This window comes from Xanthobacter albus (assembly GCF_043194895.2).
Taxonomy (GTDB): Bacteria; Pseudomonadota; Alphaproteobacteria; order Rhizobiales; family Xanthobacteraceae; genus Xanthobacter.
In genome coordinates this window covers 1,159,787-1,183,255 of the sequence record NZ_CM195532.1, presented here as the reverse complement: position 1 = coordinate 1,183,255, position 23,469 = coordinate 1,159,787, and the positions used below count along the sequence as shown (strand labels likewise).

Here is a 23,469-nt window from a genome sequence, read left to right as displayed (position 1 = left end):
TTTTGGACGTTTCAATATGGTTAAGCACCAGATGAAACGCTCTATACTTCAGCCTTATCACAAAATGGATACCAGAGCCCACGCGACCGCGAGCCACCACACGCAGGAGTGGGCGGGAACACTAGAACTTCCGCGGGATACTCATCACGCGGCTGCGCGCACCTCGCTCGCAGAAGCCTGCTTAGCACTCATGACAATCCGGAGATTTTCCACAGGTCTCGCAACACCCTACATATTGTATGCAATTCGCTTCGAAGGAAGTCCGGCGGCACGCGGTGTTATTCCCCAATGACTCCGGCAGAGCCCTCCGCCGGCCGCCAGCAATGCCATCACGTTACGCGTTCGAATACCTGTAGTCACCTATCAATCGGTCGGGGGCGGCGGCGCGGCCAAAAAGCCCCACGTATACTGTCGCCCACGCATTCATACATGCGGCCGCCACGTGCCTCACGCCATGAGGCGCGCGGCGGCCACCACCGCCTGGCCCAGGGCGAGGCCGCCGTCGCCGGCCGGCACCTGCGTGGGCGAAAGCACCCGCAGCCCGTGGCCGGCGAGGCGGCCCTCCGTCTCTTCCAGCAGCAGGGCGTTCTGGAACACCCCGCCCGAGAGCGCGACGGCGCCGATGCCGCCCCGCCGCGCCACCCGTGCCGCGGCATCGGCGAATGCATGGGCGAGGCCGCGATGGAAAGCGCCGGACATGGCGCCCGCCGGCCGTCCGGCCGCCCGGTCCGCCAGCAGCGCCCGCCACAGGGGCGTGGGGTCGATGTCCAGGATGCCTTCCGGCTCGCGCACGGCGAAGGGATAGGGCTCGGCCGTCATGTCCGCGCAGGCTTCCAGCGCCATGGCCGCCTCGCCCTCGTGGCTGAGCCGCTCCGGCGCGAGGCCGAGCAGGGCCGCCACCGCATCGAACAGGCGGCCGGCGGAGTGGGCCTGGGGCGCGTTCAGCCCCTTGTCCGCCATGGCCCTGAGGGTGGCCGCCGGCCGCCCCGCGAACAGGGCGGCGAGCGCGGGGTCGCCGTCCACCGCATGGCGGCCGAGGGCGCGGTCGAGATGAGCGAGCAGCACCCGCCAGGGCTCGCGGCTCGCGACATCGCCCCCCATCAGCGCAATGGCGGAGAGGCTTCCCGCGCGCTGCGCGGCGACATAATCCCCCACCAGGATCTCGGCCCCGCGCAGGACTCCGTCCTCGCCGAGGCCGAGCCCATCGAGCACCAGCCCCACCACCGGCCCGTCGCCGCGCCGCCAGCCGGCTTCCGCCATGGCGGCGGCCATGTGGGCATGGTGGTGCGCCACGCCCACGAGCGGCAGGCCGAGCGCCTCGGCCCGCCCAGCGCCCACCCGTGTCGCGCGGTAGCCGGGGTGGAGGTCCACCGCCACCGCGGCCGGCGCATGGGCGAACAGGGCGGCATAGTCGCTCAGGGCCGCCTCGAAGGCGTCGATTGTGTCGGGCGCGTCCAGGTCGCCGAGATGGTGGGAAAGCAGCGCCTTCGCCCCGTGGGTGAGGCAGATGGCGCTCTTCAGCTCGGCGCCGAGGGCGAGCACCGGCCGCGCCCCGGCGAAATCCTCCGGCAGGGCGAGCGGCATGGGCGCGAGCCCCCGCCCCCGCCGCAGCACCCGCACGCGCCCGGCCGCGAGGCGCACCACGCTGTCGTCGAGCCGCCGGGCGATGGGCCGGTCGTGCATGAGAAAGCCGTCCACGATGCCGGCAAGGCTTGCGCGCGCGTCCGCCGCCTCGATCGCCTGCGGCGCGCCCGCCCGGTTGCCGGAGGTCATCACCAGCGGTCGCCCCGCCGCTTCCAGCAGCAAGTGATGGAGCGGGCTGTAGGGCAGCATCACTCCCACGTGCCGCTGGCCGGGCGCGATGCCGGGCGCCAGCGCCGCGGGATCCCTCATCTCCAGCAGCACGATGGGGGCGGAGGGGGCGGCGACCGCCTCGGCCTCCGCCGGGCCGATGAAACACAAGCGGGCGGCCATTTCGCGCGTGGCCATCACCGCCAGCGGCTTGGTGGGGCGATGCTTGCGGCGGCGCAGCTCGGCCACCGCCACGGCATCGGTGGCATCGCAGGCGATGTGGAAGCCGCCGATGCCCTTCACCGCCAGGATGGCGCCCCGGCGCAGCAAGGCGGCGGCGGCCGTGATGGGCTCTTCAGCCGGGGCGGCCTGGGCCGCGCGCATTTCAGCCGACAGCGTGGAAACGCCGGGCTGCGGAGAAGCGGAACCGTCCGGCGCCGGCCCGCCGGCCGGTGGGGAGCACCCTTGCGCGCGCCGCGCGCGAACATCGGCGGCGGCCGCCCCCTCTTCGGGCACGGAGCTCCCGCACGGTGTTTTGGGCGCGGCCATGCGGCCGGTGAACAACGGCTTAGCGGAGAGGGCTCCGTCCGCCGCAGAAGCGGCGCGGCGCGGGCTTGCGGCGTCGACCGCGCCCAAGGTCGTGGCATCCGGCCCGGCGGCGCCGGGCTCCGCGTCACAAGCAGCCGGCGCGCCGGGAAACGGGGGCATCGCGGCAAAGGCCCGGTCCGGTCCTGCACCGGCCACGGGCGCGGCCTCGCGCGCCGCCGATGGGCCCGAGGACGGGCGCACTCCCGGAAAATCCCGACCGGACGCGGGGGCGTCGGCATCACCCGCCACGGCCGCAGCGAAGCTGCCCTCCGCCCCTTCCAGCCACACACGCGGGCCGCAGCGCGGGCAGGCGATGGGCTGGGCGTGGAAGCGCCGGTCGGCCGGGTCCGCATATTCCGCAGCGCATTCCGGGCACATGGCGAAGGCGGCCATGGTGGTCGCCGGCCGGTCGTAGGGCAGGCCGGCGACGATGGAGAAGCGCGGCCCGCAATCGGTGCAGTTGGTGAAGGCGTAGCGGAAGCGGCGCGCCTGCGGATCGGCCATTTCGGCGAGGCAGGCCGGACAGGTCGCGACATCCGGTGCCACCCCGGCGGAAACCGTGCCGGCCCCGCTCGCGAGAATGCGGAAATCCTCTTCCGCCGGGACGGACGCCGGCGCGCGGGAGAGCTGTTCGACCCGCGCCAGCGGCGGCGCCTCGGCCCGCAGCGCGGCGGCGAAAGCGTCGAGGTCTGCGCGCGCGCCCGCCGCGCGGATCACCACCCGGTCGCCCACGTTGCGCACGTGGCCCGCGAGCCCCAGGCGCCGCGCGAGGCGGTAGACGAAGGGGCGGAAGCCCACCCCCTGGACGATGCCGGAGACGGTGATCTCCTCCGCTTCCCGCCCGCCCGCCACCTCAGTGCACCGTGCAGACCATGCAGGGGTCGAACGAGCGCACGATGTGCTGCACGCTCACCGGCGTGGTCTCGCCCTGGCGCACGGGCGCGCCCGCCAGCGCCGCCTCCAGCGGGCCGGGCATGCCGGCCGCGTCGCGGGGGGAGAAGTTCCAGGTGGTGGGGGCGATGATCTGGTAGCGGGCGATGCGGCCGCGCTCCACCACCAGCCAGTGGCCGAGGGCGCCGCGCGCCGCCTCGGTGAGGCCGAAGGCGCGGCCCTCCTGCGGCATCGCCCCCTGGGCGCACCAGGGCGCGGCGGGCGTGATCTCACGCACCCAGTCGGCCATGGCGAGGAGGGTGCGGGCGGTTTCCAGGAGGCGGGCCACCACCCGCGCCCGCACGCTCGCCCCTTCGCGCGCGACGAGGTCGCGGGCGAGCGGGTGCCCGTCCACCACCTGCCGGGCGAGGGCCCCGGTCTCGAACGGGCGGCCGGCGAGGCGCGGCGCCTTGCACCAGGTGTAGCCGGTCTCGTCCTCGGTATCGGGGAAGGTGGAGCCCTCGAACGGTGGATGGGGCACCGCGCGCCCCTCCATGCGGGCGAAGGTGTGGTCCTCGGCGATGGCCTCCACGTCGAGCCCGCCCGGCCGCCCCTCCGCGAAGGTGCCGGCGGCATAGAGTCTGCCCTCCTCCTGGGGGTAGGCGCCATAGGAGAGGAAGCGGTCGTAGGCCCGGCCCATGCGGTCGAGGCCGAGATCGGCGGCGATGGCGAGGAACAGGGCGAAGTCCCCCGCCCGTCCCTCCGCCCAGCGTTCCAGCTCCTCGACGTCGGCGAGGGCGGCGACCTCCTCCAGCGGCGCGGCGAACAGGTGCTCCTCCAGGGCCGCGCGCACCGCCGCGAGGGTGGCGAGAAGGCGCATCTGGTCGCGCGCGTCGGCGCTGCGGCTCACCCCGCCGGGCTGCAGCGCCAGGGTGTGCGGCCAGCGCCCGGCCAGGAGGCCCATCACGTGCAGCAGGCCCGCGCGGGTCTGCAGCGCGCGCGCCACGCCCGTCCCCCGCGCCGCCTTGAAGCGCCGTTCCGCCTCCAAGAACCAGGGGCGGTCCTCATAGATGGCGCGGGCGAAGTCCGGCATGAAGAAGACGTGGAAATGGGTCAGGTGGTCGGCCACGTTCTCGGTGGCGACCATGAGGTTGGTGGCGATGCGCCCGTTGCGGGTAGGCGCGAGGCCCTGGAGCCCGGCCAGCGCCAGCGCCGCCGCGTGGGACTGAGACACCGAGCAGATGCCGCAGATACGCGGCGCGATCACCAGCGCGTCGCGCGGGTCCCGCCCCTCCAGGATGCGTTCGAACCCCCGGAACAAAGGCGAGGAGACATGGGCCGCGCGCACGGCGCCGTCGGCAACCTCGAGGCGCACTTCCAGGTCGCCTTCCACCCGGTTGAAGGGGCCGACGACGAGACGGGTGGGGGTATCGCTCATCTCTTCCGGATGTCCCGCACCATGGGCGGCGTCAGCATGTGGTCGGCGGTTGCGTTGCGGCGCAGGCGCTCGGGCGTCGCCGCCTTGGCGAGGGAGGAGAGGGCGATGAACCACGCCTTCGGCATGTCGGTGGGCAGGCCCACGGGAATGCCGCCGATCTTCGGCGTCTCCAGGAAGGCGTGGCCCGGCTCCTCGAACTCGGGCGCCGTGCAGTTGATGCAGGCGTAGCCGCCCCGCGTGCAGGAGCCCTCGCCGTTCCACAGGCGGGTGTTGCAGTCGGCGTGGGCCTGGGTGCCGAGGCAGCCCAGGTGCTCCATCATGCAGCCGAGATCGCTCATCTTCTCGGCGCTGGCCTTGTATTCGTAATATTCGTTGCGCGGGCAGCCGTGGTGCACCAGGTGATCGGCATAGAAGCGGGGCCGGCCGTAGATGTCGAGGTCATCGGCGCCCATGAGGCCGGCGGACAGCAGCATCAGCGTTTCCGTCACCCAGTTGGGATGGGTCGGGCAGCCGGCCACGTTGACGACGGGTAGCCCGCCGGCGGCGCGGAAGTCCGTCCCCAGCGCCCCGCCCTTGCGCCGCCCGTCATATTGCAGGCCGCAGGCGTCGGAGGGGTTGACCCCGGCGGCGGTCACCCCGCCATAGGCCGCGCAGGTGCCCACCGCCACCACATGGCGCGCGACGCCGGCAAGCGCCCTTGCCCATTCCAGCATGGGCCGGCCGGTGCCGGCGAGGATGTGGAAGCGCCCCGTGCCGTTCGGCCCGCGCAGCAGCGCGCCTTCCACGCACAAGGCGTCGAGCACCACCTCGCCCGCAAGGATACGCTCGAACAGGGCCATCGCTTCCGCCCCCGTCTCCTCCGAGAGGGTGGGGTGCCAGAGGATGCGGATGCCCGCGCCCGCGAGCGTCGAGAGCAGGTCCGGCGCCTCGGCACACAGCAGCGACATGGTGCAGCCGCCGCAGCCACCGGATTGCAGCCAGAGGATGTTGAAGGGCGTCGTCGTCATCGCGCGCTCCGCCCCACCGGCCGGGGCAAGGTGAGAGTGGCCACCGCGCCGCCGCCGGGGGCGTTCTCCACGGTGAGGCGGCCCTCGTGCTCCTCCACGATGCGATAGCAGATGGCAAGCCCGAGCCCGGTGCCCTTGCCCACGGGCTTGGTGGTGAAGAAGGGATCGAACACCCGGCCGAGTACCTCCGGCGGCAGGCCGGGCCCGCTGTCGCGCACCTCCAGCACCAAAGCGTCGGCGGTGCGGCTGCCGTGGATGTCGAGACGCGACGCGGGGCGCCCTTCCATGGCGTCGATGGCGTTCTGGACCAGGTTCATCACCACTTGGTGGATGTGGCCGGGGTGGCCGACGGTGTCGAACCCCTCCGGCAGGTCCACGCGGGTTTCCAGGTCCGGCATCTGCGATTTCGCCACCCAGTCCACCGCCGCCCGCGCCACGGAGGCAAGGTCGAACGACTCGCGGGCCTCCCTCCGGTCGGAGGAGAAGCGGCGCAGGTCCGCCACGATGTCGCGCACCCGCTCCGCCCCCTCCAGCATGCCGGCGAAGGCGGAGGGGATGTCGGCCAGGGCACGGTCCACCCGCAGCTCCGCGCGCGCAGCCGCGGCGGCGGCCGGCTCGCCGGCGTGGACAGCGTCGAGATAGGCCATCAGCCGGTCCACGTAGCGCTTGAGGGCGTGGGCGTTGCCGTAGACGAAGGAGATGGGGTTGTTCAATTCGTGCGCCACCCCGGCCACCAGCCGGCCGAGGGAGGCCATCTTCTCCGAATGGACGAGCTGCTGCTGGGTGCGCTTCAGGTGCTCGTGGGCGCTGGCGAGGTCGGAATAGGCCTGCTTCAGCTCGCCGATGGGCCGCCCCACCAGCACGATGCCCACCGCGCGCCCGCGCGGATCGAACCGCAGCGCGCCGTTCACGGCCACCGGCTCCGGCCCCTCGGGGGTGGCGAGGAAGAACTCGCGGTCCACGATGCGGGCCCGGCTCGCCATGGTGGCGAGCACGTCGGCCGCGCTGGTGGGCGAGGCGGGCGCGATGAGCGCGGCAAGCGGGCGCCCCACCAGCGCCTCCGCGTGCTGGCCGAAGGCGCGCTCGGCGGCACGGTTCACCTGCTCGACGCGCCCGGAGAGATCGCAGGCGACCAGCACGTCGGTCATGGCGCCGAGCACGCCGGCGATGAAGCCCTGGGCCTCCTCCAGCGCGGCGTTCTTGGCCTCCAGCTCCACCTGCTGGCTCACCAGCTCGGCATAGGCCTCGTCCATCTTCTGGATGACGGAGATCCAGGCCTGGTCGGCCTCGGCCGCGCCCGGATCGCCCGAGACCCCGCCCTCCCCTCCAAAGGCCGGGAGCGGAGGCATCAGCGGAATGTCCTCCCCCGCAGGCATGGCGTGTCCTCGAGCGTTGCGGTTCCGCGCGTGGCGCGCAGGCGGCATGCTAATCCCGGCCATCCCCCCGGCGCAACGGCGGCCGCACGGCGCTCCCATTCGCGCCCGTCCGGCGCTATGGTCGCGCCATGAGCACCATCGCCCCCCCGCACGCACGCGCCGCCGCCGGCAGTGACCATCCGCGTACCTTCCTTCTCGGCACCGCCACCGTCACGGCGCCGGCGCTGGCGGGCGGCCTGCACGTGGTGGCGACCCCCATCGGCAACCTGGGCGACATCACAATCCGCGCCCTGGAGACACTGGCGGCGGCGGACGTCATCGCCTGCGAGGACACCCGCGTTTCCCGCCGGCTGCTGGACCGCTACGCCATCCGCACCCCGCTGGTGGCCTATCACGACCACAACGGCGCCAGCGCCCGGCCGAAGCTGCTGGCGCGGCTCGCCGCCGGGGAGCGGGTGGCGCTGATCTCCGATGCCGGCACCCCGCTCGTGTCCGATCCCGGCTTCAAGCTGGTGGTGGAGGCGGCCGCCGAGGGGCACACGGTGCACCCTTTGCCCGGTGCCTCCGCTTTGCTGGCGGCGCTGGTGGCCGCCGGCCTGCCCACCGACTGCTTCCTGTTCGACGGCTTCCTGCCGCCCAAGGCCGGGCAGCGGCGCAACCGCGTCACCGCCCTGGCCCAGGTGCCGGCCACCCTCGTCTTCTATGAAAGCGGCCCGCGCCTCGCGGAGAGCCTCGCCGATCTCGCCGCCACCCTGGGCCCGCGCCGCGCCGCCGTGTGCCGGGAGCTGACCAAGACGTTCGAGGAGGTACGGCGGGGCGAGCTGCCCGCCCTCGCCGCCCATTATGCCGCCGTCGATGCCCCGAAGGGCGAGATCGTGCTGGTGGTGGGCCCGCCGCTGGAGGAAGCGGCCGGCGACGATGCCGTGGACGCGGCGCTCACCCGCGCCCTGGAGGAAGCCTCGCTCAAGGATGCGGTGGCCGCTGTCGCCACCATGACCGGACGGCCGAAGCGCGAGGTCTACGCCCGCGCCCTCGCCCTTACCGAGGGACGGCACGCCCCCAACCCCGACGCTGCCGCCCACGACACCCCCGAAAGCGATGCCTGAGCCGCGCCCCGCCCCCCGCACGCCGGCCCAGCGCGCCGCTCATGCCCGCGGCATCGCAGCGGAGGCGCGCGCCGCGCGCCTGCTGGAGGCGCAGGGCTTTTCCATTCTCGCCCGCCGCGCCCGCACCAGGGCCGGCGAGATCGATCTGATCGCCCGGCGCGACGACCTCCTGGTGTTCTGCGAGGTGAAGCGACGCGCCAGCCTCGCGGCGGCGGCGGAATCCCTCCAGGCCCGCCAGCAGCGGCGCATCGCCGCCGCGGCCGAAGCCTGGCTTGCCGGTCAGGCCGGGCTTGGGGGCCTCTTCATGCGCTTCGACGCCATCCTGGTGGCGGGCGAGGCGGCCGAGCACCTGCCCGGCGCCTTCGAGGCCGGGTGAGGGGTGAGCTGACGCGCGTGAACTGGCGGGCGGCAGCGCCGCGCTATAGATAGAGGCGCAGAGGCCCCGGACAGCACCGCGCGGGGCGCCGGAGATTGCCATGACCCTACAGGTCGCGGTCCAGATGGACCATATCGCCACCATCAACGTGGCCGGCGATTCCACCTTCGCTTTGCTGCTGGAAGCCCAGCGGCGGGGCCATGAGCTGTTCCACTACACGCCCGACCGCCTCGCCATGCGCGACGGCATCGTCTACGCCACGGTCGAGACCCTGAGCGTGAAGGACGAGGCCGGCGCCCATTTCGTGCTGGGGGAGAAGCGGCGCGTCGCCCTTTCGGAGATGGACGTGGTGCTGCTGCGCCAGGACCCGCCCTTCGACATGGCCTATGTGACCACCACCCACCTGCTGGAGCGTATCCACCCGAAAACCCTGGTGGTGAACGACCCCGCCCACGTGCGCAACGCGCCGGAGAAGATCTTCGTCACCCACTTTCCGGAGCTGATGCCGCCGACGCTCATCACCCGCGACCTCGACGAGATCAAGGCCTTCCGCGCCGAGCACGGCGACGTGGTGATGAAGCCGCTCTACGGCAACGGCGGCGCCGCCGTGTTCCGCCTCACCGCCGACGACCTCAACTTCGGCTCGCTCTACGACCTGTTCTCCACCACCTTCCGCGAACCTTGGGTCATCCAGCGCTTCCTGCCCCAGGTGAAGCACGGCGACAAGCGCATCATCCTGGTGGACGGCGAGGCCGCCGGCGCCGTGAACCGGGTGCCGAACGAAGGGGACCTGCGCTCCAACATGGTGCGCGGCGGCGCCGCCCGGCCCACCGACCTCACCGACCGGGAGCTGGAGATCTGCGCCCGCATCGGGCCCTCGCTCAAGGCCATGGGCCTCATCTTCGTGGGCATCGACGTGATCGACGGCAACCTCACCGAGATCAACGTCACCTCCCCCACCGGCCTGCGCGCCATCAAGCGCCTCGGCGGGCCCGACATCGCCGTCCAGGTCTGGGATCGGATCGAGGAGAAGCGCGGCGCCTGAGCGCGCCCCGCCACCGCCGGAGGACCCCCCATGGGACACGCCAAGACTCGTAACGCCCCGAAGGCGGGCCGCGCCCTGCCCCTCGTGCTCGCGCTCCTCGCCGCCCCGGCCCTGGCGCAGACCCCGTCCGAGGCGCAGTGGCGCCCGGCCTCGGAAATCGCCACCCACCTCGCGGAGAACGGCTTCCGCGTGATGAAGCTGGACCGCGAGCACGACGGCTACGAGGCCGACCTCATCGACCGCCAGGGCAACCGGGTGGAGGCGCGGGTGAACCCGGTCACCGCCGAGCTGGTGAGCACGAAGTCCGAGGGCCGCGCCGGGCCGGTGCAGGAACAGTGGCTCACCCTCGCCCAGGTGGCCCGCCACCTGGAGGGCAAGGGCTTCACCGTGCGCAAGATCGAGACCGAGGCCACCGGCTACGAGGTCGATCTCACCGATCGCGCCGGCGCGCGGACGGAAGCGAGGATCGACCCCATGAGCGGAGAGACCCTCTCCTCCAAGCCCGACTGACGCCGCCGGCCGACGCGCGGGCCGCTTCAGGCTGCCCGCGCCACCAGGCTCAGCGTATCCACGGTGAAGCTGCCATCGGGCTCGATCTCGAAATGGCGGGCCACCTCCGCGCTCGCCCCCTGCTGGAGGCTGCGGATCGCGTCCGCATGCAGCGCGCTGGTGCGGATGCGCGCCACCCAGGATGAGAACTCCAGCCTGAGCCGGTGCTCGCGCGTCTCCTCCACCACGAAGCCGGCGGCGGCGAGGTGCGCCTCCCATTCGGGCCGCGAGAAGTCGCGCCCGTGGGAGGGATCGCGCAGCAGCTCCACCGCCTGGAGGAAGGTGTCGGCCACCGGCCACACCGGCGCCGCCACATCCATGAACACCGCCCGGCCGCCGGCCTTCAGCACGCGGCGCGCCTCGCTGAGGCCGCCGTGCAGGCTGCGCCAGTGGTGGGCGCTGTAGCGCGAGGCCACGGCATCGAAGCTCCCGTCGGCGAAGGGCAGCGCCTCCGCCACGCCGCGCGCGGTGGCCACGTTGCCGAGCCCGCGGCGCGTCGCCTCCTCCGCCACCGCCGCCAGCATGGCGCCGGAAAGGTCATAGGCCACCGCCTCCGCCACGAACGGCGCGGCGGTGAAGCTCACATGGCCGCCACCGCAGCCGAGATCGAGCAGCCGCCCGGGCCGCTCGCGCTCCAGAAGGGCGGCGAGGGCGGCGAGATCAGGCCCCTGCGCGTGCACGGGGCTCGCCACATAGGCCGAAGCCTGGGGCCCGAACTGCTGCGCCACCAGATCCGCAAGGCTGGCGGCGCGCGTGGTGTCCTCGGTCATGGCGTGTCCTCCCTCGTTCCGCGTGCACCAGTGCCAAACCCGGCACCCGTGGGCAACCTGCCGCAGCGGCAATGCCGGCTACCCGCCGGGTGGCGCTTCGGAAAGCCCGCGCGGCGCCTGAACCCCGCTCGGCACCGACCGAAGACCGGGACCTCAGGCGGCTGCGCGGTCCCGGTCCGGGTGGTGGAAGGCGAGCACCAGGATCACCGAGGACGCGCCAAGGGCGGCCATCAGCCAGAAGCCGTCGTCGAACGAGCCGCGCAGGTGCAGCACCCAGCCGGTGAGCGCCGGCGCGAGGAAGCCCGCCACGGCGAAGGCGAAGTCCATGATGCCGAGCGCGGTCGCCGCCCGTTGCGGCACGATGTCCACGTTCACCGCGTAATAGGCCGCGTTGGCGCCCATGGAGGCGGCCACCGCCACCGTGATGCAGGCCACCGCCAGCGGCAGGCTGACCCCGAACGCCACCGGCACCACCGCCACCGCCGCCACCAGCTGCGTGCCGGCGATGAGGTAGGAGCGCGCCACCCTGAGCCGCCCGGTGGTCTTCAGCAGATGGTCCGACCAGTGGCCGAGCGCCCACAGCACCACCGCCGCCGCCAGCCACGGCAGCACGGTGAAGGCGCCGACCGTGGTGAGATCGAGCCCGTAGACCTGGTGCAGGTAGCTCGGCAGCCAGGTCATGAAGAAGAACAGGAAATAGCCGAAGACGAAGAAAGCCCAGTAATTGACCAGCAGGGTGGGATTGGTCAGCAGCAGCCGCGCGATCCCGCGCCCGCCGGCCGGGGCGTCCTGCGCCTCGCGCCCGCCCACACCATGCCCGCCCGCCCCGCGCGCGCCGGAGGCCGGCGCACCCGCGCGGATATGGGCCAGCTCCTCCGCGTTCACGTGGCGCGAGCGGGCGGGATCGTTGCGGAACAGCACCAGCCACAGCGGCACCCACACCACGGAAATCAGGAACAGCACGCCGAAGGTCCAGCGCCAGTCCAGCAGCGCCAGCAGCTGGGTGACGATGGGGCCGCCGATGGCGAGGGCCAGCGGCACCGACACCAGCGCGTAGCCGAGGGCGCTCGCCTGCTCCTGGGGCGGCAGCCAGCGGCTCACCGCGCCCGTGAGCGCGGGAAAGTTCGGCCCCTCGGCCACCCCTAGCAGCACCCGCGCCGCATAAAGCGCGGCAAAGCCCGTGGCCGCGCCCGTGAGGCCGATGGAGAAGCTCCACAGCACCGCCGCCGCCGCCAGCACGCCGCGCGCCCCCCAGCGGTCCACAGCGATGCCGCCGAGGAGGGTCGTGACCGCATAGCCGAGACCGAAGGCGCCGAGGATGGTGCCCGCATCCAGCTTGGAGAGCCCGAGCGCCTGCTCCATCAGCGGGATCGCATAAGAGATCGCGGCCCGGTCGACATAGTTCACCACCGTGATGGCGAACAGCAGCAGGACCACCACGAACCGGAAACGTGTCGCCGCCATTGCGGGCCTCCTCAGCGGGCCTTCTCGTCCCGGCCCGATCCTAGCCCTTTCCGCCCGCGCCGGGTATCGCGATGCGCGAGAGACCTGCACACGGGCAGAGTTCCGCGCGAATCCGTGCCGCCGCGCCGAAAGCGGCACCGTTCATACTCTGTTCTTGCCCCTGGGACAGCCGTTCGGTAGGATTTTGCAATCCACGGCTGAACAGGGGGCGCAGCGGTGATCCAGCGGGTGGCGACGGTGGCGTTCCAGGGGGTGGAGGCGCGCCCCGTGGACGTGCAGGTGCATGTGGCGGCGGGCCTGCCCGCCTTCACCATCGTCGGCCTGCCGGACAAGGCCGTGACGGAAGCCAAGGAGCGCGTGCGCGCGGCGCTGATCGCCTCCGGCCTCGCCCTGCCGGCGCGGCGCATCACCATCAATCTCGCCCCCGCAGACCTGCCGAAGGAAGGCTCCCACTACGACCTGCCCATCGCGCTGGGGCTCATGGCCGCCATCGGCGCCATCCCGGCGGATGCGCTGGCGGGCTTCACCGTGGTGGGCGAGCTCGCGCTCGACGGCACCATCGCCGCCGTCGCTGGAGTGCTGCCGGCGGCCATCGGCGCCAATGCGCGCGGCCACGCTCTCGTCTGCCCCGCGCCCTGCGGGGCGGAAGCCGCCTGGGCCAGCCCCGAGATGGAGATCCTCGCCCCCGCCACCCTCCTGGAGCTTGCCAACCACATGAGCGGGCGCCAGGCCCTCGCCCGCCCCGAGCCGCGCATGCGGACCGATGGCCCCGCCACCCTCGACCTTCGGGACGTGAAGGGCCAGGAAACGGCGAAGCGCGCCCTGGAAGTGGCGGCGGCGGGGGGCCACAATCTTCTGTTCATCGGCCCGCCGGGCGCCGGCAAGTCCATGCTGGCGCAGCGCCTGCCCTCCATCCTGCCGGCGCTCGCGCCCGCCGAGATGCTGGATGTCTCCATGATCGCCTCGGTGGCGGGCGCCATCGGGGACGGCGGGCTGGTGAGCCGGCGCCCGTTCCGCGCGCCGCACCACTCCGCCAGCATGGCGGCGATGGTGGGCGGCGGCGCCAAGGCCCGGCCCGGCGAGGTCTCTCTCGCCCACAATGGCGTGCTCTTCCTCGACGAGCTGCCGGAATTCTCGCCCCAGGTGCTCGATTCCCTGCGCCAGCCGCTGGAGACGGGCGAGGTGCTGATCGCCCGCGCCAACAACCGGGTCACCTATCCCGCCCGGTTCCAGCTCATCGCCGCCATGAACCCCTGCCGTTGCGGACACGCCGGGGAGCCCGGCTACACCTGCAAGCGCGGCCCCCGCTGCGCGGACGAGTATCAGGCCCGCCTTTCCGGCCCCTTCCTCGACCGCATCGACATCCACCTGGAAGTGCCGGCGGTGAGCGCCGCCGATCTCGTCCTGCCCGCGCCGGCGGAAGGCTCGCGGGAGGTGGCGGCGCGGGTGGCGCTGGCGCGGCAGCTACAGGCGGAGCGCTACGCCGCCCTCGGCCGGCCGGACGTGCGGACCAATGCGGAAGCCTCCGGCCCGCTGCTCGAAACCGTGGCGCAGCCGGACGCCTCCGGCGCCGCCCTGCTGCGCGACGCCGCCGACGCCATGCGCCTCACCGCCCGCGGCTACCACCGCGTGCTGAAGGTGGCGCGCACCCTCGCCGATCTCGACGGCGCGGACAGCGTGAGCCGGCGCCATCTCGCGGAAGCCCTGGCCTACCGCGCCGCCGCGGAGCGCCCCCGTGCCGCCGCCTGACGCCGCCCGCTCAACCCAAAGCGGGCCGCGCGTTCGGGCCTGCGCCCCGATCGGGAAGGAAGGGGCGAGCCGCCGCCACTCGGCCATTGATCACGGGGCCGCGGAGCGAATAGCATTGCGGCACCAGCTACCGCCACGCGGACAGCTGGACGCACGGGCCGCACAGTTCTCACGTGTTTAAATCGTAATTTACTACGTCCTGAAGTAGAGATAACAGCAATGCCTCTCATTCCACACAACCGGAACGAGCGGCACAGACAGCATGGCGGCGGGACATGACGCCCAGAGTCGACGCTCCCCTCCCTCCCCTCCTCTTCGGGAACAGGGAGCGAGTACGGATCCGCTCCGTCCTGCAGATGCAGGAGCAGGTGCAGCGCGCCCTGGGCTGGAGCGCTGAATACGACGCGCTCGACGATCCCTCCGCCTTCGCCACCCAGCAGTCCTCCATCACGGTCAATGGCCTGCGGGTGACGGCCCTGGCGCACACGCCCATCCACACCCGCGTCGATTCCGATGAATTCTCGTTCTTCATGCCGGTGGACGGCGGCGCCATCCAGTCGGTGGTGAACGGCGAGCCGGTGCGGTGCGATCCCATGCGCACGGCCCTCCTTGCCCCCGAAGGGGAGCGCATCGGCACCGGCCGTTCGCGCTCCATCGTCGTCGCCGCCCTGGACAAGCCGCGCCTCCTTTCGACCGCCCGCGCCATGCTGCGTGATGACGAGGCACGGCTCGACCTTCAGCGGCCCACCGTCCTGCCCCTCGCCGCCGGCCCCGTGAACTTCGATCTCGTGCTGCGCAGCGCCTGCAGGACCTTCGATGCCTGTGGCATGAATCCCGAAGCCGCCGCGGCCCTGGCGGTCGACGACGCCCTCTACCGCGCCATCTGCGCGATGCTGCTGCGTGACCGCCTCTTCGCCGAGGCCGCGCCAACCGTCACCCGCACCGGCATCGACGCCGGCCTGGACCAGGCCTGCGAATATGTCCTCGCCAATCTCGGCGGCCGCATCAGCATGACGGACCTGGAACGCATCAGCGGCCTGTCCACGCGGACCCTGCAATACGCCTTCCAGAAGCGTTTCGGCTGCACCCCCGTCACCTGGATCAGGAACGAGCGGCTGACCGCCGCCCGCGCCCTGCTGCTCACGGCCGAGGAAAAGACCAGCGTGACCGATGTGGCGCTGGCGTTCGGCTTCTCAAACCTGGGCAACTTCTCCAAATACTATTCCGACAGGTTCGGAGAATACCCCTCACAGACCCTCGGCGACGCCCGCGCGCGGATGTAGCGCGCCGCTCCCCTTCTCACTCAGCAGACCCGATGCCGCCCGCCCGCGGCATGGTCGGAGCGGTCGAGTGCAAACACATCGGGGCCGAATGCGGCGCCGACCACACCTTCCGGCACACCTGCGCCTCCCGCCTTGTTCAAAAGGGCGTGGATATCCTGCGTGTCCGCTCCCGGATGGGGCACATGACGGTGCAGACACCCCTTCGCACCGCCCCTCTCGCTCCGCAGCACCTTGACGACGTGCTCAAGGTGTTGGAAGGAGGGGGAGGAAACCGGTGGCAGGAATGGTGATGATCCGCCACTGATCGGTGACGCGGATGTGGCGAAATTGGTAGACGCACGGCACTCAAAATGCCGCGCCCGCAAGGGCTTGTCGGTTCGAGTCCGACCATCCGCACCATATTCTCCCACTTAATCGAATATTTCGCGGGCGAAGCGCCACCTTGCGCAGGCATCGGGGGTTCCGCTGATGTGCGGAGCGCGCGGGCCCTGGAGAAACGGCATCCGGGGCGCGATCCTCGGGGCCTCGTGGCGAAAAGCCCGTGAGCCTGGCCCATGGCCTTCGGCCCTGCCCTCGCGGCGTCTGGGCCGAACCTGCTCGGCGCAGTTCGAGGATCGGAGCCGTGCCATCAGCCAAGGCCAGCAGCAAGGCGAGGCACGGGGCGGGCCCGTCCAGCGGAGCACGGCGCGCCAGTCATGCAAAGGCCCCGCGAGCGCGGCTCGCGGGGCCTTTGGGGAAACCTGCCCGGCCTCGGATGAAGACCGAGGCCGATGGCGTCAGTTCTTCAGGTAGGCTTCCATGGAATCGTCCAGGGCGTCCTTCCAGGGGGTGTGGTGCACCGGCGCCATGGTGCCGGTCATGAGCGAGCGGTAGGAGTTGTTGCGGAAGCCCATGATGTCTTCCACCTTGTGCTTCTTCCACTCGAAGAAGGCTTCGCAGGCACCGTCCACGTTGAAGCTGGGATAATCGGTGTCGGCGATCAGCTCCTTCACGTAGTCGCCCTGGTACTTGATGGCGTACTTCACCTCTCCCGAGGCGTCCTCGCGGGCCACGCGCTCGGTGACGTCGGCAAGGAGCACCTCCTTGTCGGCGGGCACGGTGATGCGGCCGAGGATGATGTCGCGCACATACCAGGCCTGGGCGTCGAACATGTTGAAGGTGAACCACTGGTCCTGCATTCCGAGATAGAACATCTTCGGATTGTGGACATAGACCACGCCCTTGTAGAGGTCGTTGGTGGCGAGGCGGTTGGCGGTCTTCAGGCGCAGGTCGTCCGGCAGGAACGGGAAGTAGTGCTTGTAGCCGGTACACAGGACAATGGCGTCCACGTCCTTTGTGGTGCCGTCCTTGAAGTAGGCGGTCTTGCCGTCCACCTTCACGAGGGAGGGCTTTTCCTCCCAGTTCTCGGGCCACTTGAAGCCCATGGGCGCGGTGCGGAAAGCGGTGGTGATGGACTTCGCGCCATACTTCCAGCACTGCGAGCCGATGTCCTCGGCCGAATAGGACGAGCCCAGCAGCAGCACGTCCTTGCCGGAGAACTCGCGCGCGTCGCGGAAGTCGTGGGCATGCACGATGCGGCCGCTGAAATGCTCGAAGCCGGGGAATTCCGGCGTGTTCGGGCTCGAGAAGTGGCCGGAGGCGCACACCACGTGGTCGAAGCGCTCCTTGTAGACCCGGTCATTGACCATGTCGTGCACGGTCACGGTGAAGTCGTCGGCGTCCTTGTCGTAATCGATCCAGCGCACCACGGACGAGAAGCGGATCCAGTCGCGCACGCCGGCCTTGATGACGCGGCCTTCGATGTAGTCGAACATCACCTCGCGCGGGGGATAGGAGGCGATCTGCTTGCCGAAATGCTCCTCGAAGGAGTAGTCGGCGAATTCGAGGCCCTCCTTGGGGCCGTTGGTCCACAGGTAACGGTACATGGAGCAGTGGACCGGCTCACCATTCTCGTCCACGCCCGTGCGCCAAGTATAGTTCCACAGGCCGCCCCAGTTCGCCTGCTTCTCGAAGCAGACGATCTCCGGAATCTCGGCGCCCTTCTTGGCGGCGGACTGGAACGCCCGCAGCTGCGCCAAGCCAGACGGACCCGCGCCGATGACGGCAACGCGCTTGCTCATTCCCCTCTCCTCTATTCGGTCTGGACCAGTTTTTAGAACCGGTTCTTTCGGCTTGAACCAGTCCGGACATTAGCGCATTCGCCGGATGTGTCGACGGGCTGAGGCATTTTCGGCTGACGAAAATATGGGCGAAGACAGTATAATCCCTAGGCGATACTGGTACCTACAGAGGCAACTGGGCCTAAACTGGTCTATTCGCGTGCAGCGCGGACATCTCGCCCTCCACGGCACGGCGACCGCCATGCGCCGCGAAGCGACGGAGGCCGTGACGGCTCCCGGCCCGCGGAAGGCCTTTTTCACGGCCCGAAGAGCGTTTTTCCGTCTGGAATCGCGCCACGGCCCCATCACACGCGCCACGGACAGGCGCACGCAAACACCCCTCATAGGCAGACTATTTTCTGCTGAAGAAAAAGGCACCGGCATGTGCCGGGCGCACGGGCGCCGCGCGGGGACCGATCTGGATTTCCGCCCCCCATCCGGCCTAAGAAGCCCCCGCGACCTTCCGCAGGGACCACACAGAGGACCTCAATCGTGGCCACTTCCCCCCGCCGGACCGCCGCCGGCGCGCACGCCGAGCCCGTCGTCGGCGCCACGGTTCAATATGTCCTGGACACGCTGATGCTGCGGATCACCACCCAGGAATACGGGGTGGACGAGCGCCTGCCCTCCGAGCGCCAGCTCGCGCAGGATCTCGGAGTGGCGCGCAACACGGTGCGCGAGGCCCTGGACCAGCTGGAGGAGCGCGGGCTCATCCGCCGCCGCGCCGGCTCCGGCTCCTTCGTGACCTACGACCCCAACGGCGCGGCCGATTCCGTCTCGGCGGTGGCAGCAGAGACCGGCCCGCTCCAGCTCCAGGTGGTGCGCTCCATCCTGGAGCCCGAGATGGTGCGCCTCGCCATCATCACCATGTCGCCGCGCCAGATCGAGGCGCTGGGCGAAATCCTCTCGCAGATGGAGACGGTGCAGACCGATGCCATCGCCTTCGTGCGGCTGGAGGAGGAGTTCCATCGGCAGATCGCGGCCGGCACCGGCAATCCGCTGCTCGTCGCCTGCTACAATCTGGTGATCGACGCGCGCCACCAGTCCTTCCGCGCCGCCATGTACCGGCGCCACCTCACGCCCAACCGCATCGCCGCCTACCAGCGCGGCTACAATGCGCTGTTCAACGCCATCGCCGCGCGCGACGTGGAGGAGGCGAGCGAGTTCATGAAGCTGACCCTCATCGAGGACCAGAAGCTGCTCATGCAGGAAGACTGAGCGCCGGCGGCCGCGCCGCCAGCCGCTGCTGCCAGGACTGGCCGAGCTCCGTGAGGTGGCGCAGCAGGGTCGGCGTGTGGCGGTCCAGCCAGTCGGGCACCGAGCCGAATTCCATGATCCGCGCCCGCCCGTCGCGGATGGACACCACCGGCCAGCGCCCCAAAAGCACATTGTCGATGCCGTAGAGCTCGTTTCCCCACCAGCGCGCGGGGCCGAAGGCATGGGACATCTGCCGCCCCCGCTTCATGGCCGCCAGCACCGAGACCGGCTCGGTGGTGTCGGCCCGCTCCACCGCGTTGTGCCACAGGTCCAGCATGGAGGCGTATTCCCAGCTCACCGCGCTCCACGTGCCGGGAAACCGCGCGTTATAGGCATCGAAGAAGGCCTTCGGCCGGTGAAAGAAGAAGGCGGTGTCGGTCAGCTCCGGGTCGTCGAAATCGGGAAACTGGAAGGTGAAGCGCTCCATGAAGCGGGGCGAGGTGCGCGCGATCATGCGCGGGTAGTCGTCGCCGGTGCTGGAGAGCATCTGCCCCGCGAAGCCGCGCGCGTGGGCGGCTTCCGTCAGGGCCTGGGTCATGGGCGGGGTGGAGGAGCACCAGCAGCAGATGTCCGGCTGCTCCGCCAGCATGGCGTCGACGATCCCTTCCGCCTCGGTGGTGTCGGGCGCGTAGCGGATCTCCTTCACCACCGCATGGCCGGTGACCTCGAAGGCGGCGCGATAGACCGCGAGCGAGGGCAGGCCGAGGCTGTCCGCCTGGCTGCAGAGGGCGACGCGGCGGGCGGCCGGAAAGCTCCGGGCCAGCCACTCCACCCCGGTGACGTTGAACAGCGGATGTACCTCCGCCGGAGCGATCAGATAGGGCGTGTCGGGCGAGAGGTCCGAGGGCAGCAGCGTCGCCACCAGCACGCGCCGCCGCATGAGCTGGTGCAGCACCGGCGCGAAGCTGTCGCCGCCCAGGGTGAGCACCAGACGCACCCGCTGGCGCTCCACCATGTCGCGCGCGGCGGCGACGGTCTCCTGCGGATCGCGCGCGCTGTCGTGGGCGACGATTTCCACCCGGTGGCGCTTGCCGGCCACCATCATGCCGCCGTGCTCGTTGATCCAGTCGATCCAGATGCGGCAGCCGTCGAGCCCCGGCTCCCCCCAGCACGCTTCCGGCCCCGACAGCGGCGTGAGCACGCCGATGCGCACCGGCGCCCGGTTCTGCGCGCCGAGGCGCGGGAGCGCGCCCGTGACGGCAAGGCGCTGCGCGAAGGATGAGGCGGTCATGTCCCATCTATAGCGGCGCGCCCCGCGCCTCGGATGCCTCAAATAACGCCACCATCCGCCGCTGAAAACGGCGCCGGCGGCGCCCCCGGATGAGGGGCCGACAAGGAACGCCCGCGCGATCGGAAGCGGCGGGCGCCGCAGGCGCGCGGCGCGCCCCTCCAGGCATCGGAATCCGCCTCGGCGAACCATGTGACGTCGCCGAGGTCGAACATGCGATGGAGCTTGCAGGTGCCGGACTCCGCGTCGATGGCCACCTCGAGATCCTCCGCGAGGCCCGTGGCCGTCATCGGGCGGTTGACCATTCCGCTGTATGCGGAAACCCTGGCGACGGCGCGGGGCTCCCAGGCGGCGGCCCACCATTGCGGAGATCGGAATGACCCTCACGGTGATCCAGCATGTACTCGAACGCCTCAAGGCGATCGGCATCCGGGACGTGTTCGGCGTGCCGGGGGACTATGCCTTCCCCGTCAACGACGCCATCTGCAACGATCCCAGCCTGCGCTGGATCGGCTGCGCCAACGAGCTGAATGCCGCCTACGCCGCCGATGGCTACGCCCGCATCAAGGGCATGGCGGCGCTGTGCACCACCTACGGCGTGGGCGAGCTTTCCGCCATCAACGGCATCGCGGGCGCCTATGCCGAGCACCTCCCCATCTTCCACCTGGTGGGCATGCCCAAGATGTCGGTGCAGCACAGCCGGGCGGCGATGCACCACACGCTGGGCGACGGCGAATACGGCATCTTCGCCCGCATGAGCGAGCCGGTGGTGTGCGCTTCCGCCATCCTGACCCCGCAGAACGTGGCCTATGAGACCGAGCGGCTGATCGCCCAGGCGCTGTACCACCGCCGCCCGGTCTACATGGCGTTTCCTGCGGACTTCGCGGACGCGCCGGTGCTGAGCACCGCCGCGCCCTTCTCTCCCCCCGCCAGCGACCCGGCGAAGCTGGAGGCCGCCGTCGCGGCCATTCTCGCGGCGCTGAAGGATGCCGGCACCGCCTGCGTGCTGCCGGGCGTCGTGATCCACCGTTGCGGCCTCGTGGGCGAGATGCAGGCCATCATCGACCGCTCGGGCCTGCCGTTCGCCACCATGTTCATGGACAAGTCGGTGCTGAACGAGCAGCAGCCGGGCTTCGTGGGCATGTACGACGGCGCCATCATGACCGAGGACGTACGTGCCTTCGTGGAAAGCCGGGACCTGGTGCTGGTGATCGGCTCGCTCGCCACCGACTTCAACACCGGCGCCTTCACCTCCCGGCTCGATCCGGCCCGGACCATCGACATCGCCCATCACCATGTTCGCGTGGGCGCCAGGACCTATGACAACGTGGAGCTGCCGGATGTGCTCGCCGCTCTCGCCGGCGGCGTGACGAAGCGCGACTGGCCGCTGATCCCCGCCACCAGCCTCGGCGGGAAGAGCGGCAGCGGGGCAGACCCCATCACGGTCGAGGCGCTCTATCCGCGCTGGGCGGAATTCCTGAAGCCTGAGGACATGGTGGTGGCCGAGACCGGCACCGTCTCCATGGGGCTCGGCTTCGCGCTGATGCCGAAGGGCGCGCGCTTCTACAACCAGACCCTGTGGGGCTCCATCGGCTGGGCGACACCGGCCGCCGTGGGCGCGGCCGTCGCCGCGCCCGAGGGGCGCGTGGTGCTGCTCACCGGCGAGGGCTCCCACCAGCTCACGGCCCAGGAGATCGGCCAGTTCGGCCGGCTGGGCCTCAAGCCGGTGATCTTCGTGCTCAACAACAACGGCTATCTGATCGAGCGCCTGCTCTGCAAGGACCCGGAGATCGCCTACAACGACATCGCGCCCTGGCGCTACACCGCGCTGCCCCACGCCTTCGGCTGCGAGGGCTGGTTCACCGCGCGCGTGACCACCTGCGCCGAGCTCGACGCGGCGCTGGAGGAGGCCGGCAAGGCGGAGCGCGGCGCCTATGTGGAGGTCGTCACCGACACCTACGCCGCCTCTCCCCTCGCCCTGAAGCTGCATGACGCCCTGAAGGCGCTCTGAGCCCCGCAGCGCCGGGGCGCATCCCCCGGCGCGAGCGGCCATCCGGATCGCGGACGCACGAAAGGGCGCCCGCGATCACGAGGCCCTTTCAGCCTTCCTTCAGAAACTTGGAGCAGTGCGAAAGCTCCCAGGTGCCGGGCATGTCCTTGAAGATGGAGATGTCCGTGATCCGGCCGTTCGCCGCCGCGACGATCTTGAACTGGCACTCGACGGGAATGACCTGGTCCGGTCCCGGGACGGTCGAGGTGATGTTCTGGCCGTTCGGCAGGCGGGTGTTGACGGTGCGGGTGGTCTGGTACACCTCCGTCTCCATCCCCGAGGTCCAGATGTAGACCGTCTCGCCGCCGTCGGCGCGATATTGGGAGGCGGGGGGTCCATTGCGCATGAAGAAGCGGTCGGCAGGCATGCCGATCCATGTCTCGCGCGCCGCGTTGTTGGCTTCTTCGGTTGTCTGGCACCCCGCCAGCGCCAGCACCCCAAAGAGCAATGCCATCCGTCGCATCATTCCGTTACCGCCCCCAGTGAATGCGTGCGCGTACCATTACCAGATGAAGCGCGAATGTAAGAGGCTGTTTGAAAACGGCCGAAGCATGTCGCCCGGTCACGGCTCCTTCTCGCCGCCGGCGGCGAAACCGGGCCAATAGAAGGCATCGCTGGTCGGGCGCGCCCCGAAGATGGCCTGCCCCACCCTCACGACCGTCGCGCCTTCCGCGATGGCGGCCTCGAAATCGCCGGACATGCCCATGGACAGCTGCTCAAGGCCGGGGTGGATCGCCACCGCACGGTCGCGCAGATCGCGCAGCAGCCGGAAGCAGGTGCGCACGCGCCCGGCATCGGCGCTGAAAATCGCCAGAGTCATGAGGCCGCGCGGCTTGAGCCGGGGATATTCGGACAGACGTTCGATGAAGGGAACGAGATCGTCGGGATGGAGGCCGTACTTGCTCTCCTCCTCCGAAGTATTGACCTGCACGAACACGTCGAGGTCCCGTTTCTCCGCTTCGAGGCGGCGGTTCAGCTCCTCCGCCAGCCGAAAACTGTCGAGCGCATGGAACTCCGAGGCGAATTGAACGAGATACTTGACCTTGTTGGTCTGGAGATGGCCGATGATGCTCCAGCGGATCGGCAGGTCAGCCAGCGCCGCCCGCTTGCCGCGCGCCTCCTGGAGCTTGTTCTCGCCGAAATCGGAGATGCCGGCGGCATAGGCGAGCCGCAGGACAGGGGCGGGAACCGTCTTGGTCACCGGCAGGAGGCGCACGTCATCGGGGCTCCGCCCGGCGCGACAACAGGCGGCCGCGATGCGCTCCCGCACAACCTCCAGGTTCGCGGCGAAGGCGGTGGCGGGATCTTCCCCGAAGCGGGCGATATCCTCCTGCGGAAGCTCGATCTTCGACGGCGCGTGCAT

At 70.7% G+C, this 23,469-nt stretch carries 19 protein-coding genes and 1 tRNA gene; 9 read left to right on the top strand and 11 right to left on the bottom strand.

The features are described from left to right. Positions 1-447: 447 nt before the first annotated feature. From hypF to V5F75_RS05225, 4 genes are read right to left on the bottom strand one after another with little or no spacing between them, the layout of a single operon-like run. On the bottom strand, positions 448-3,231 hold the full coding sequence (gene hypF, locus V5F75_RS05240; protein WP_394033422.1) for a carbamoyltransferase HypF: 2,784 nt from the start codon (positions 3,229-3,231) through the stop codon (positions 448-450). A gap of 1 nt (position 3,232) precedes the next feature. Beyond that, entirely contained in the window at positions 3,233-4,687 is a 1,455-nt protein-coding gene (locus tag V5F75_RS05235) for a nickel-dependent hydrogenase large subunit (protein ID WP_394033421.1), read from the bottom strand. Continuing rightward, positions 4,684-5,694 carry an NADH-quinone oxidoreductase subunit B family protein gene (locus tag V5F75_RS05230; RefSeq protein WP_394033420.1) on the bottom strand — a complete coding sequence of 337 codons (1,011 nt, stop codon included), beginning with the start codon at positions 5,692-5,694 and terminating at the stop codon, positions 4,684-4,686. The genes V5F75_RS05235 and V5F75_RS05230 overlap by 4 nt, the downstream gene beginning before the upstream one ends. Beyond that, positions 5,691-7,070 (bottom strand): sensor histidine kinase, encoded by a 1,380-nt coding sequence (locus tag V5F75_RS05225; protein ID WP_394033419.1) that lies wholly within the window; start codon positions 7,068-7,070, stop codon positions 5,691-5,693. The genes V5F75_RS05230 and V5F75_RS05225 overlap by 4 nt, the downstream gene beginning before the upstream one ends. A gap of 128 nt (positions 7,071-7,198) precedes the next feature. Here V5F75_RS05225 and rsmI point away from each other — a divergent pair, with 128 nt between their 5' ends. From rsmI to V5F75_RS05205, 4 genes are all read left to right on the top strand, one after another. Continuing rightward, complete coding sequence (rsmI, locus tag V5F75_RS05220) at positions 7,199-8,176, top strand: 16S rRNA (cytidine(1402)-2'-O)-methyltransferase (RefSeq protein WP_394033418.1); 978 nt, start codon at positions 7,199-7,201, stop codon at positions 8,174-8,176. Next, positions 8,169-8,552, top strand: a complete 384-nt coding sequence (locus V5F75_RS05215) for a YraN family protein (RefSeq protein WP_394033417.1) — start codon at positions 8,169-8,171, stop codon at positions 8,550-8,552. Before rsmI ends, V5F75_RS05215 begins: the two co-directional genes overlap by 8 nt. A 100-nt stretch (positions 8,553-8,652) precedes the next feature. Continuing rightward, the gene (gshB, locus tag V5F75_RS05210; protein WP_394033416.1) at positions 8,653-9,597 is read left to right on the top strand and encodes a glutathione synthase; all 945 of its coding nucleotides are present in this window, start codon (positions 8,653-8,655) and stop codon (positions 9,595-9,597) included. A gap of 30 nt (positions 9,598-9,627) precedes the next feature. Further along, positions 9,628-10,107, top strand: a complete 480-nt coding sequence (locus V5F75_RS05205; protein ID WP_394033415.1) for a PepSY domain-containing protein — start codon at positions 9,628-9,630, stop codon at positions 10,105-10,107. A gap of 26 nt (positions 10,108-10,133) precedes the next feature. Here the strand turns inward: V5F75_RS05205 and V5F75_RS05200 are convergent, their stop codons facing one another. Both V5F75_RS05200 and V5F75_RS05195 read right to left on the bottom strand, forming a co-directional pair. Further along, positions 10,134-10,916, bottom strand: a complete 783-nt coding sequence (locus tag V5F75_RS05200) for a class I SAM-dependent methyltransferase (protein ID WP_394033414.1) — start codon at positions 10,914-10,916, stop codon at positions 10,134-10,136. A gap of 153 nt (positions 10,917-11,069) precedes the next feature. Further along, on the bottom strand, positions 11,070-12,380 hold the full coding sequence (locus tag V5F75_RS05195; RefSeq protein ID WP_394033413.1) for an MFS transporter: 1,311 nt from the start codon (positions 12,378-12,380) through the stop codon (positions 11,070-11,072). Positions 12,381-12,596: 216 nt separating this feature from the next. Between V5F75_RS05195 and V5F75_RS05190 the strand changes: the two genes are divergently transcribed. The 3 genes from V5F75_RS05190 (at position 12,597) to V5F75_RS05180 (ending at position 15,811) form a co-directional block, all read left to right on the top strand. Further along, positions 12,597-14,129, top strand: coding sequence for a YifB family Mg chelatase-like AAA ATPase (locus V5F75_RS05190; RefSeq protein ID WP_394033412.1), 1,533 nt, complete (start codon positions 12,597-12,599; stop codon positions 14,127-14,129). Between the two features lie 356 nt (positions 14,130-14,485). Then, positions 14,486-15,412 carry a helix-turn-helix domain-containing protein gene (locus V5F75_RS05185; RefSeq protein ID WP_509212143.1) on the top strand — a complete coding sequence of 309 codons (927 nt, stop codon included), beginning with the start codon at positions 14,486-14,488 and terminating at the stop codon, positions 15,410-15,412. 312 nt (positions 15,413-15,724) lie between these two features. Next, positions 15,725-15,811: transfer RNA gene (locus V5F75_RS05180), tRNA-Leu, on the top strand. A gap of 377 nt (positions 15,812-16,188) precedes the next feature. Here the strand turns inward: V5F75_RS05180 and V5F75_RS05175 are convergent. Further along, complete coding sequence (locus V5F75_RS05175) at positions 16,189-17,532, bottom strand: trimethylamine monooxygenase (protein WP_394033410.1); 1,344 nt, start codon at positions 17,530-17,532, stop codon at positions 16,189-16,191. A gap of 531 nt (positions 17,533-18,063) precedes the next feature. On the opposite strand from V5F75_RS05175, the gene V5F75_RS05170 reads away from it, so the two are divergent. Beyond that, positions 18,064-18,789, top strand: a complete 726-nt coding sequence (locus tag V5F75_RS05170; RefSeq protein ID WP_394033409.1) for a FadR/GntR family transcriptional regulator — start codon at positions 18,064-18,066, stop codon at positions 18,787-18,789. On the opposite strand, the gene V5F75_RS05165 is transcribed toward V5F75_RS05170, so the two are convergent. Continuing rightward, the gene (locus tag V5F75_RS05165) at positions 18,773-20,059 is read right to left on the bottom strand and encodes an ABC transporter substrate-binding protein (protein ID WP_394033408.1); all 1,287 of its coding nucleotides are present in this window, start codon (positions 20,057-20,059) and stop codon (positions 18,773-18,775) included. The genes V5F75_RS05170 and V5F75_RS05165 overlap by 17 nt on opposite strands. Positions 20,060-20,097: 38 nt before the next feature. After that, positions 20,098-20,313, bottom strand: a complete 216-nt coding sequence (locus V5F75_RS05160) for a hypothetical protein (RefSeq protein ID WP_394033407.1) — start codon at positions 20,311-20,313, stop codon at positions 20,098-20,100. 119 nt (positions 20,314-20,432) lie between these two features. Here V5F75_RS05160 and V5F75_RS05155 point away from each other — a divergent pair, with 119 nt between their 5' ends. Further along, positions 20,433-22,067, top strand: a complete 1,635-nt coding sequence (locus V5F75_RS05155) for an alpha-keto acid decarboxylase family protein (protein ID WP_394033406.1) — start codon at positions 20,433-20,435, stop codon at positions 22,065-22,067. A gap of 88 nt (positions 22,068-22,155) precedes the next feature. Here the strand turns inward: V5F75_RS05155 and V5F75_RS05150 are convergent, their stop codons facing one another. Both V5F75_RS05150 and V5F75_RS05145 read right to left on the bottom strand, forming a co-directional pair. Further along, positions 22,156-22,560 carry a hypothetical protein gene (locus tag V5F75_RS05150; protein WP_394033405.1) on the bottom strand — a complete coding sequence of 135 codons (405 nt, stop codon included), beginning with the start codon at positions 22,558-22,560 and terminating at the stop codon, positions 22,156-22,158. Between the two features lie 108 nt (positions 22,561-22,668). After that, on the bottom strand, positions 22,669-23,469 hold the full coding sequence (locus V5F75_RS05145; protein WP_394033404.1) for a YggS family pyridoxal phosphate-dependent enzyme: 801 nt from the start codon (positions 23,467-23,469) through the stop codon (positions 22,669-22,671).

Excerpts from the sequence above, each read along its gene's own strand:
- V5F75_RS05155 (WP_394033406.1), top strand. The coding sequence starts at position 20,433 with ATGACCCTCACGGTGATCCAGCATGTACTCGAACGCCTCAAGGCGATC.
- V5F75_RS05150 (WP_394033405.1), bottom strand. The coding sequence starts at position 22,560 with ATGGCATTGCTCTTTGGGGTGCTGGCGCTGGCGGGGTGCCAGACAACC.
- V5F75_RS05230 (WP_394033420.1), bottom strand. The coding sequence starts at position 5,694 with ATGACGACGACGCCCTTCAACATCCTCTGGCTGCAATCCGGTGGCTGC.
- V5F75_RS05215 (WP_394033417.1), top strand. The coding sequence starts at position 8,169 with ATGCCTGAGCCGCGCCCCGCCCCCCGCACGCCGGCCCAGCGCGCCGCT.
- V5F75_RS05195 (WP_394033413.1), bottom strand. The coding sequence starts at position 12,380 with ATGGCGGCGACACGTTTCCGGTTCGTGGTGGTCCTGCTGCTGTTCGCC.
- gshB (WP_394033416.1), top strand. The coding sequence starts at position 8,653 with ATGACCCTACAGGTCGCGGTCCAGATGGACCATATCGCCACCATCAAC.
- V5F75_RS05200 (WP_394033414.1), bottom strand. The coding sequence starts at position 10,916 with ATGACCGAGGACACCACGCGCGCCGCCAGCCTTGCGGATCTGGTGGCG.
- V5F75_RS05185 (WP_509212143.1), top strand. The coding sequence starts at position 14,486 with ATGCAGGAGCAGGTGCAGCGCGCCCTGGGCTGGAGCGCTGAATACGAC.
- V5F75_RS05165 (WP_394033408.1), bottom strand. The coding sequence starts at position 20,059 with ATGACCGCCTCATCCTTCGCGCAGCGCCTTGCCGTCACGGGCGCGCTC.
- rsmI (WP_394033418.1), top strand. The coding sequence starts at position 7,199 with ATGAGCACCATCGCCCCCCCGCACGCACGCGCCGCCGCCGGCAGTGAC.
- V5F75_RS05235 (WP_394033421.1), bottom strand. The coding sequence starts at position 4,687 with ATGAGCGATACCCCCACCCGTCTCGTCGTCGGCCCCTTCAACCGGGTG.
- V5F75_RS05205 (WP_394033415.1), top strand. The coding sequence starts at position 9,628 with ATGGGACACGCCAAGACTCGTAACGCCCCGAAGGCGGGCCGCGCCCTG.
- V5F75_RS05145 (WP_394033404.1), bottom strand. The coding sequence starts at position 23,469 with ATGCACGCGCCGTCGAAGATCGAGCTTCCGCAGGAGGATATCGCCCGC.
- V5F75_RS05175 (WP_394033410.1), bottom strand. The coding sequence starts at position 17,532 with ATGAGCAAGCGCGTTGCCGTCATCGGCGCGGGTCCGTCTGGCTTGGCG.
- V5F75_RS05225 (WP_394033419.1), bottom strand. The coding sequence starts at position 7,070 with ATGCCTGCGGGGGAGGACATTCCGCTGATGCCTCCGCTCCCGGCCTTT.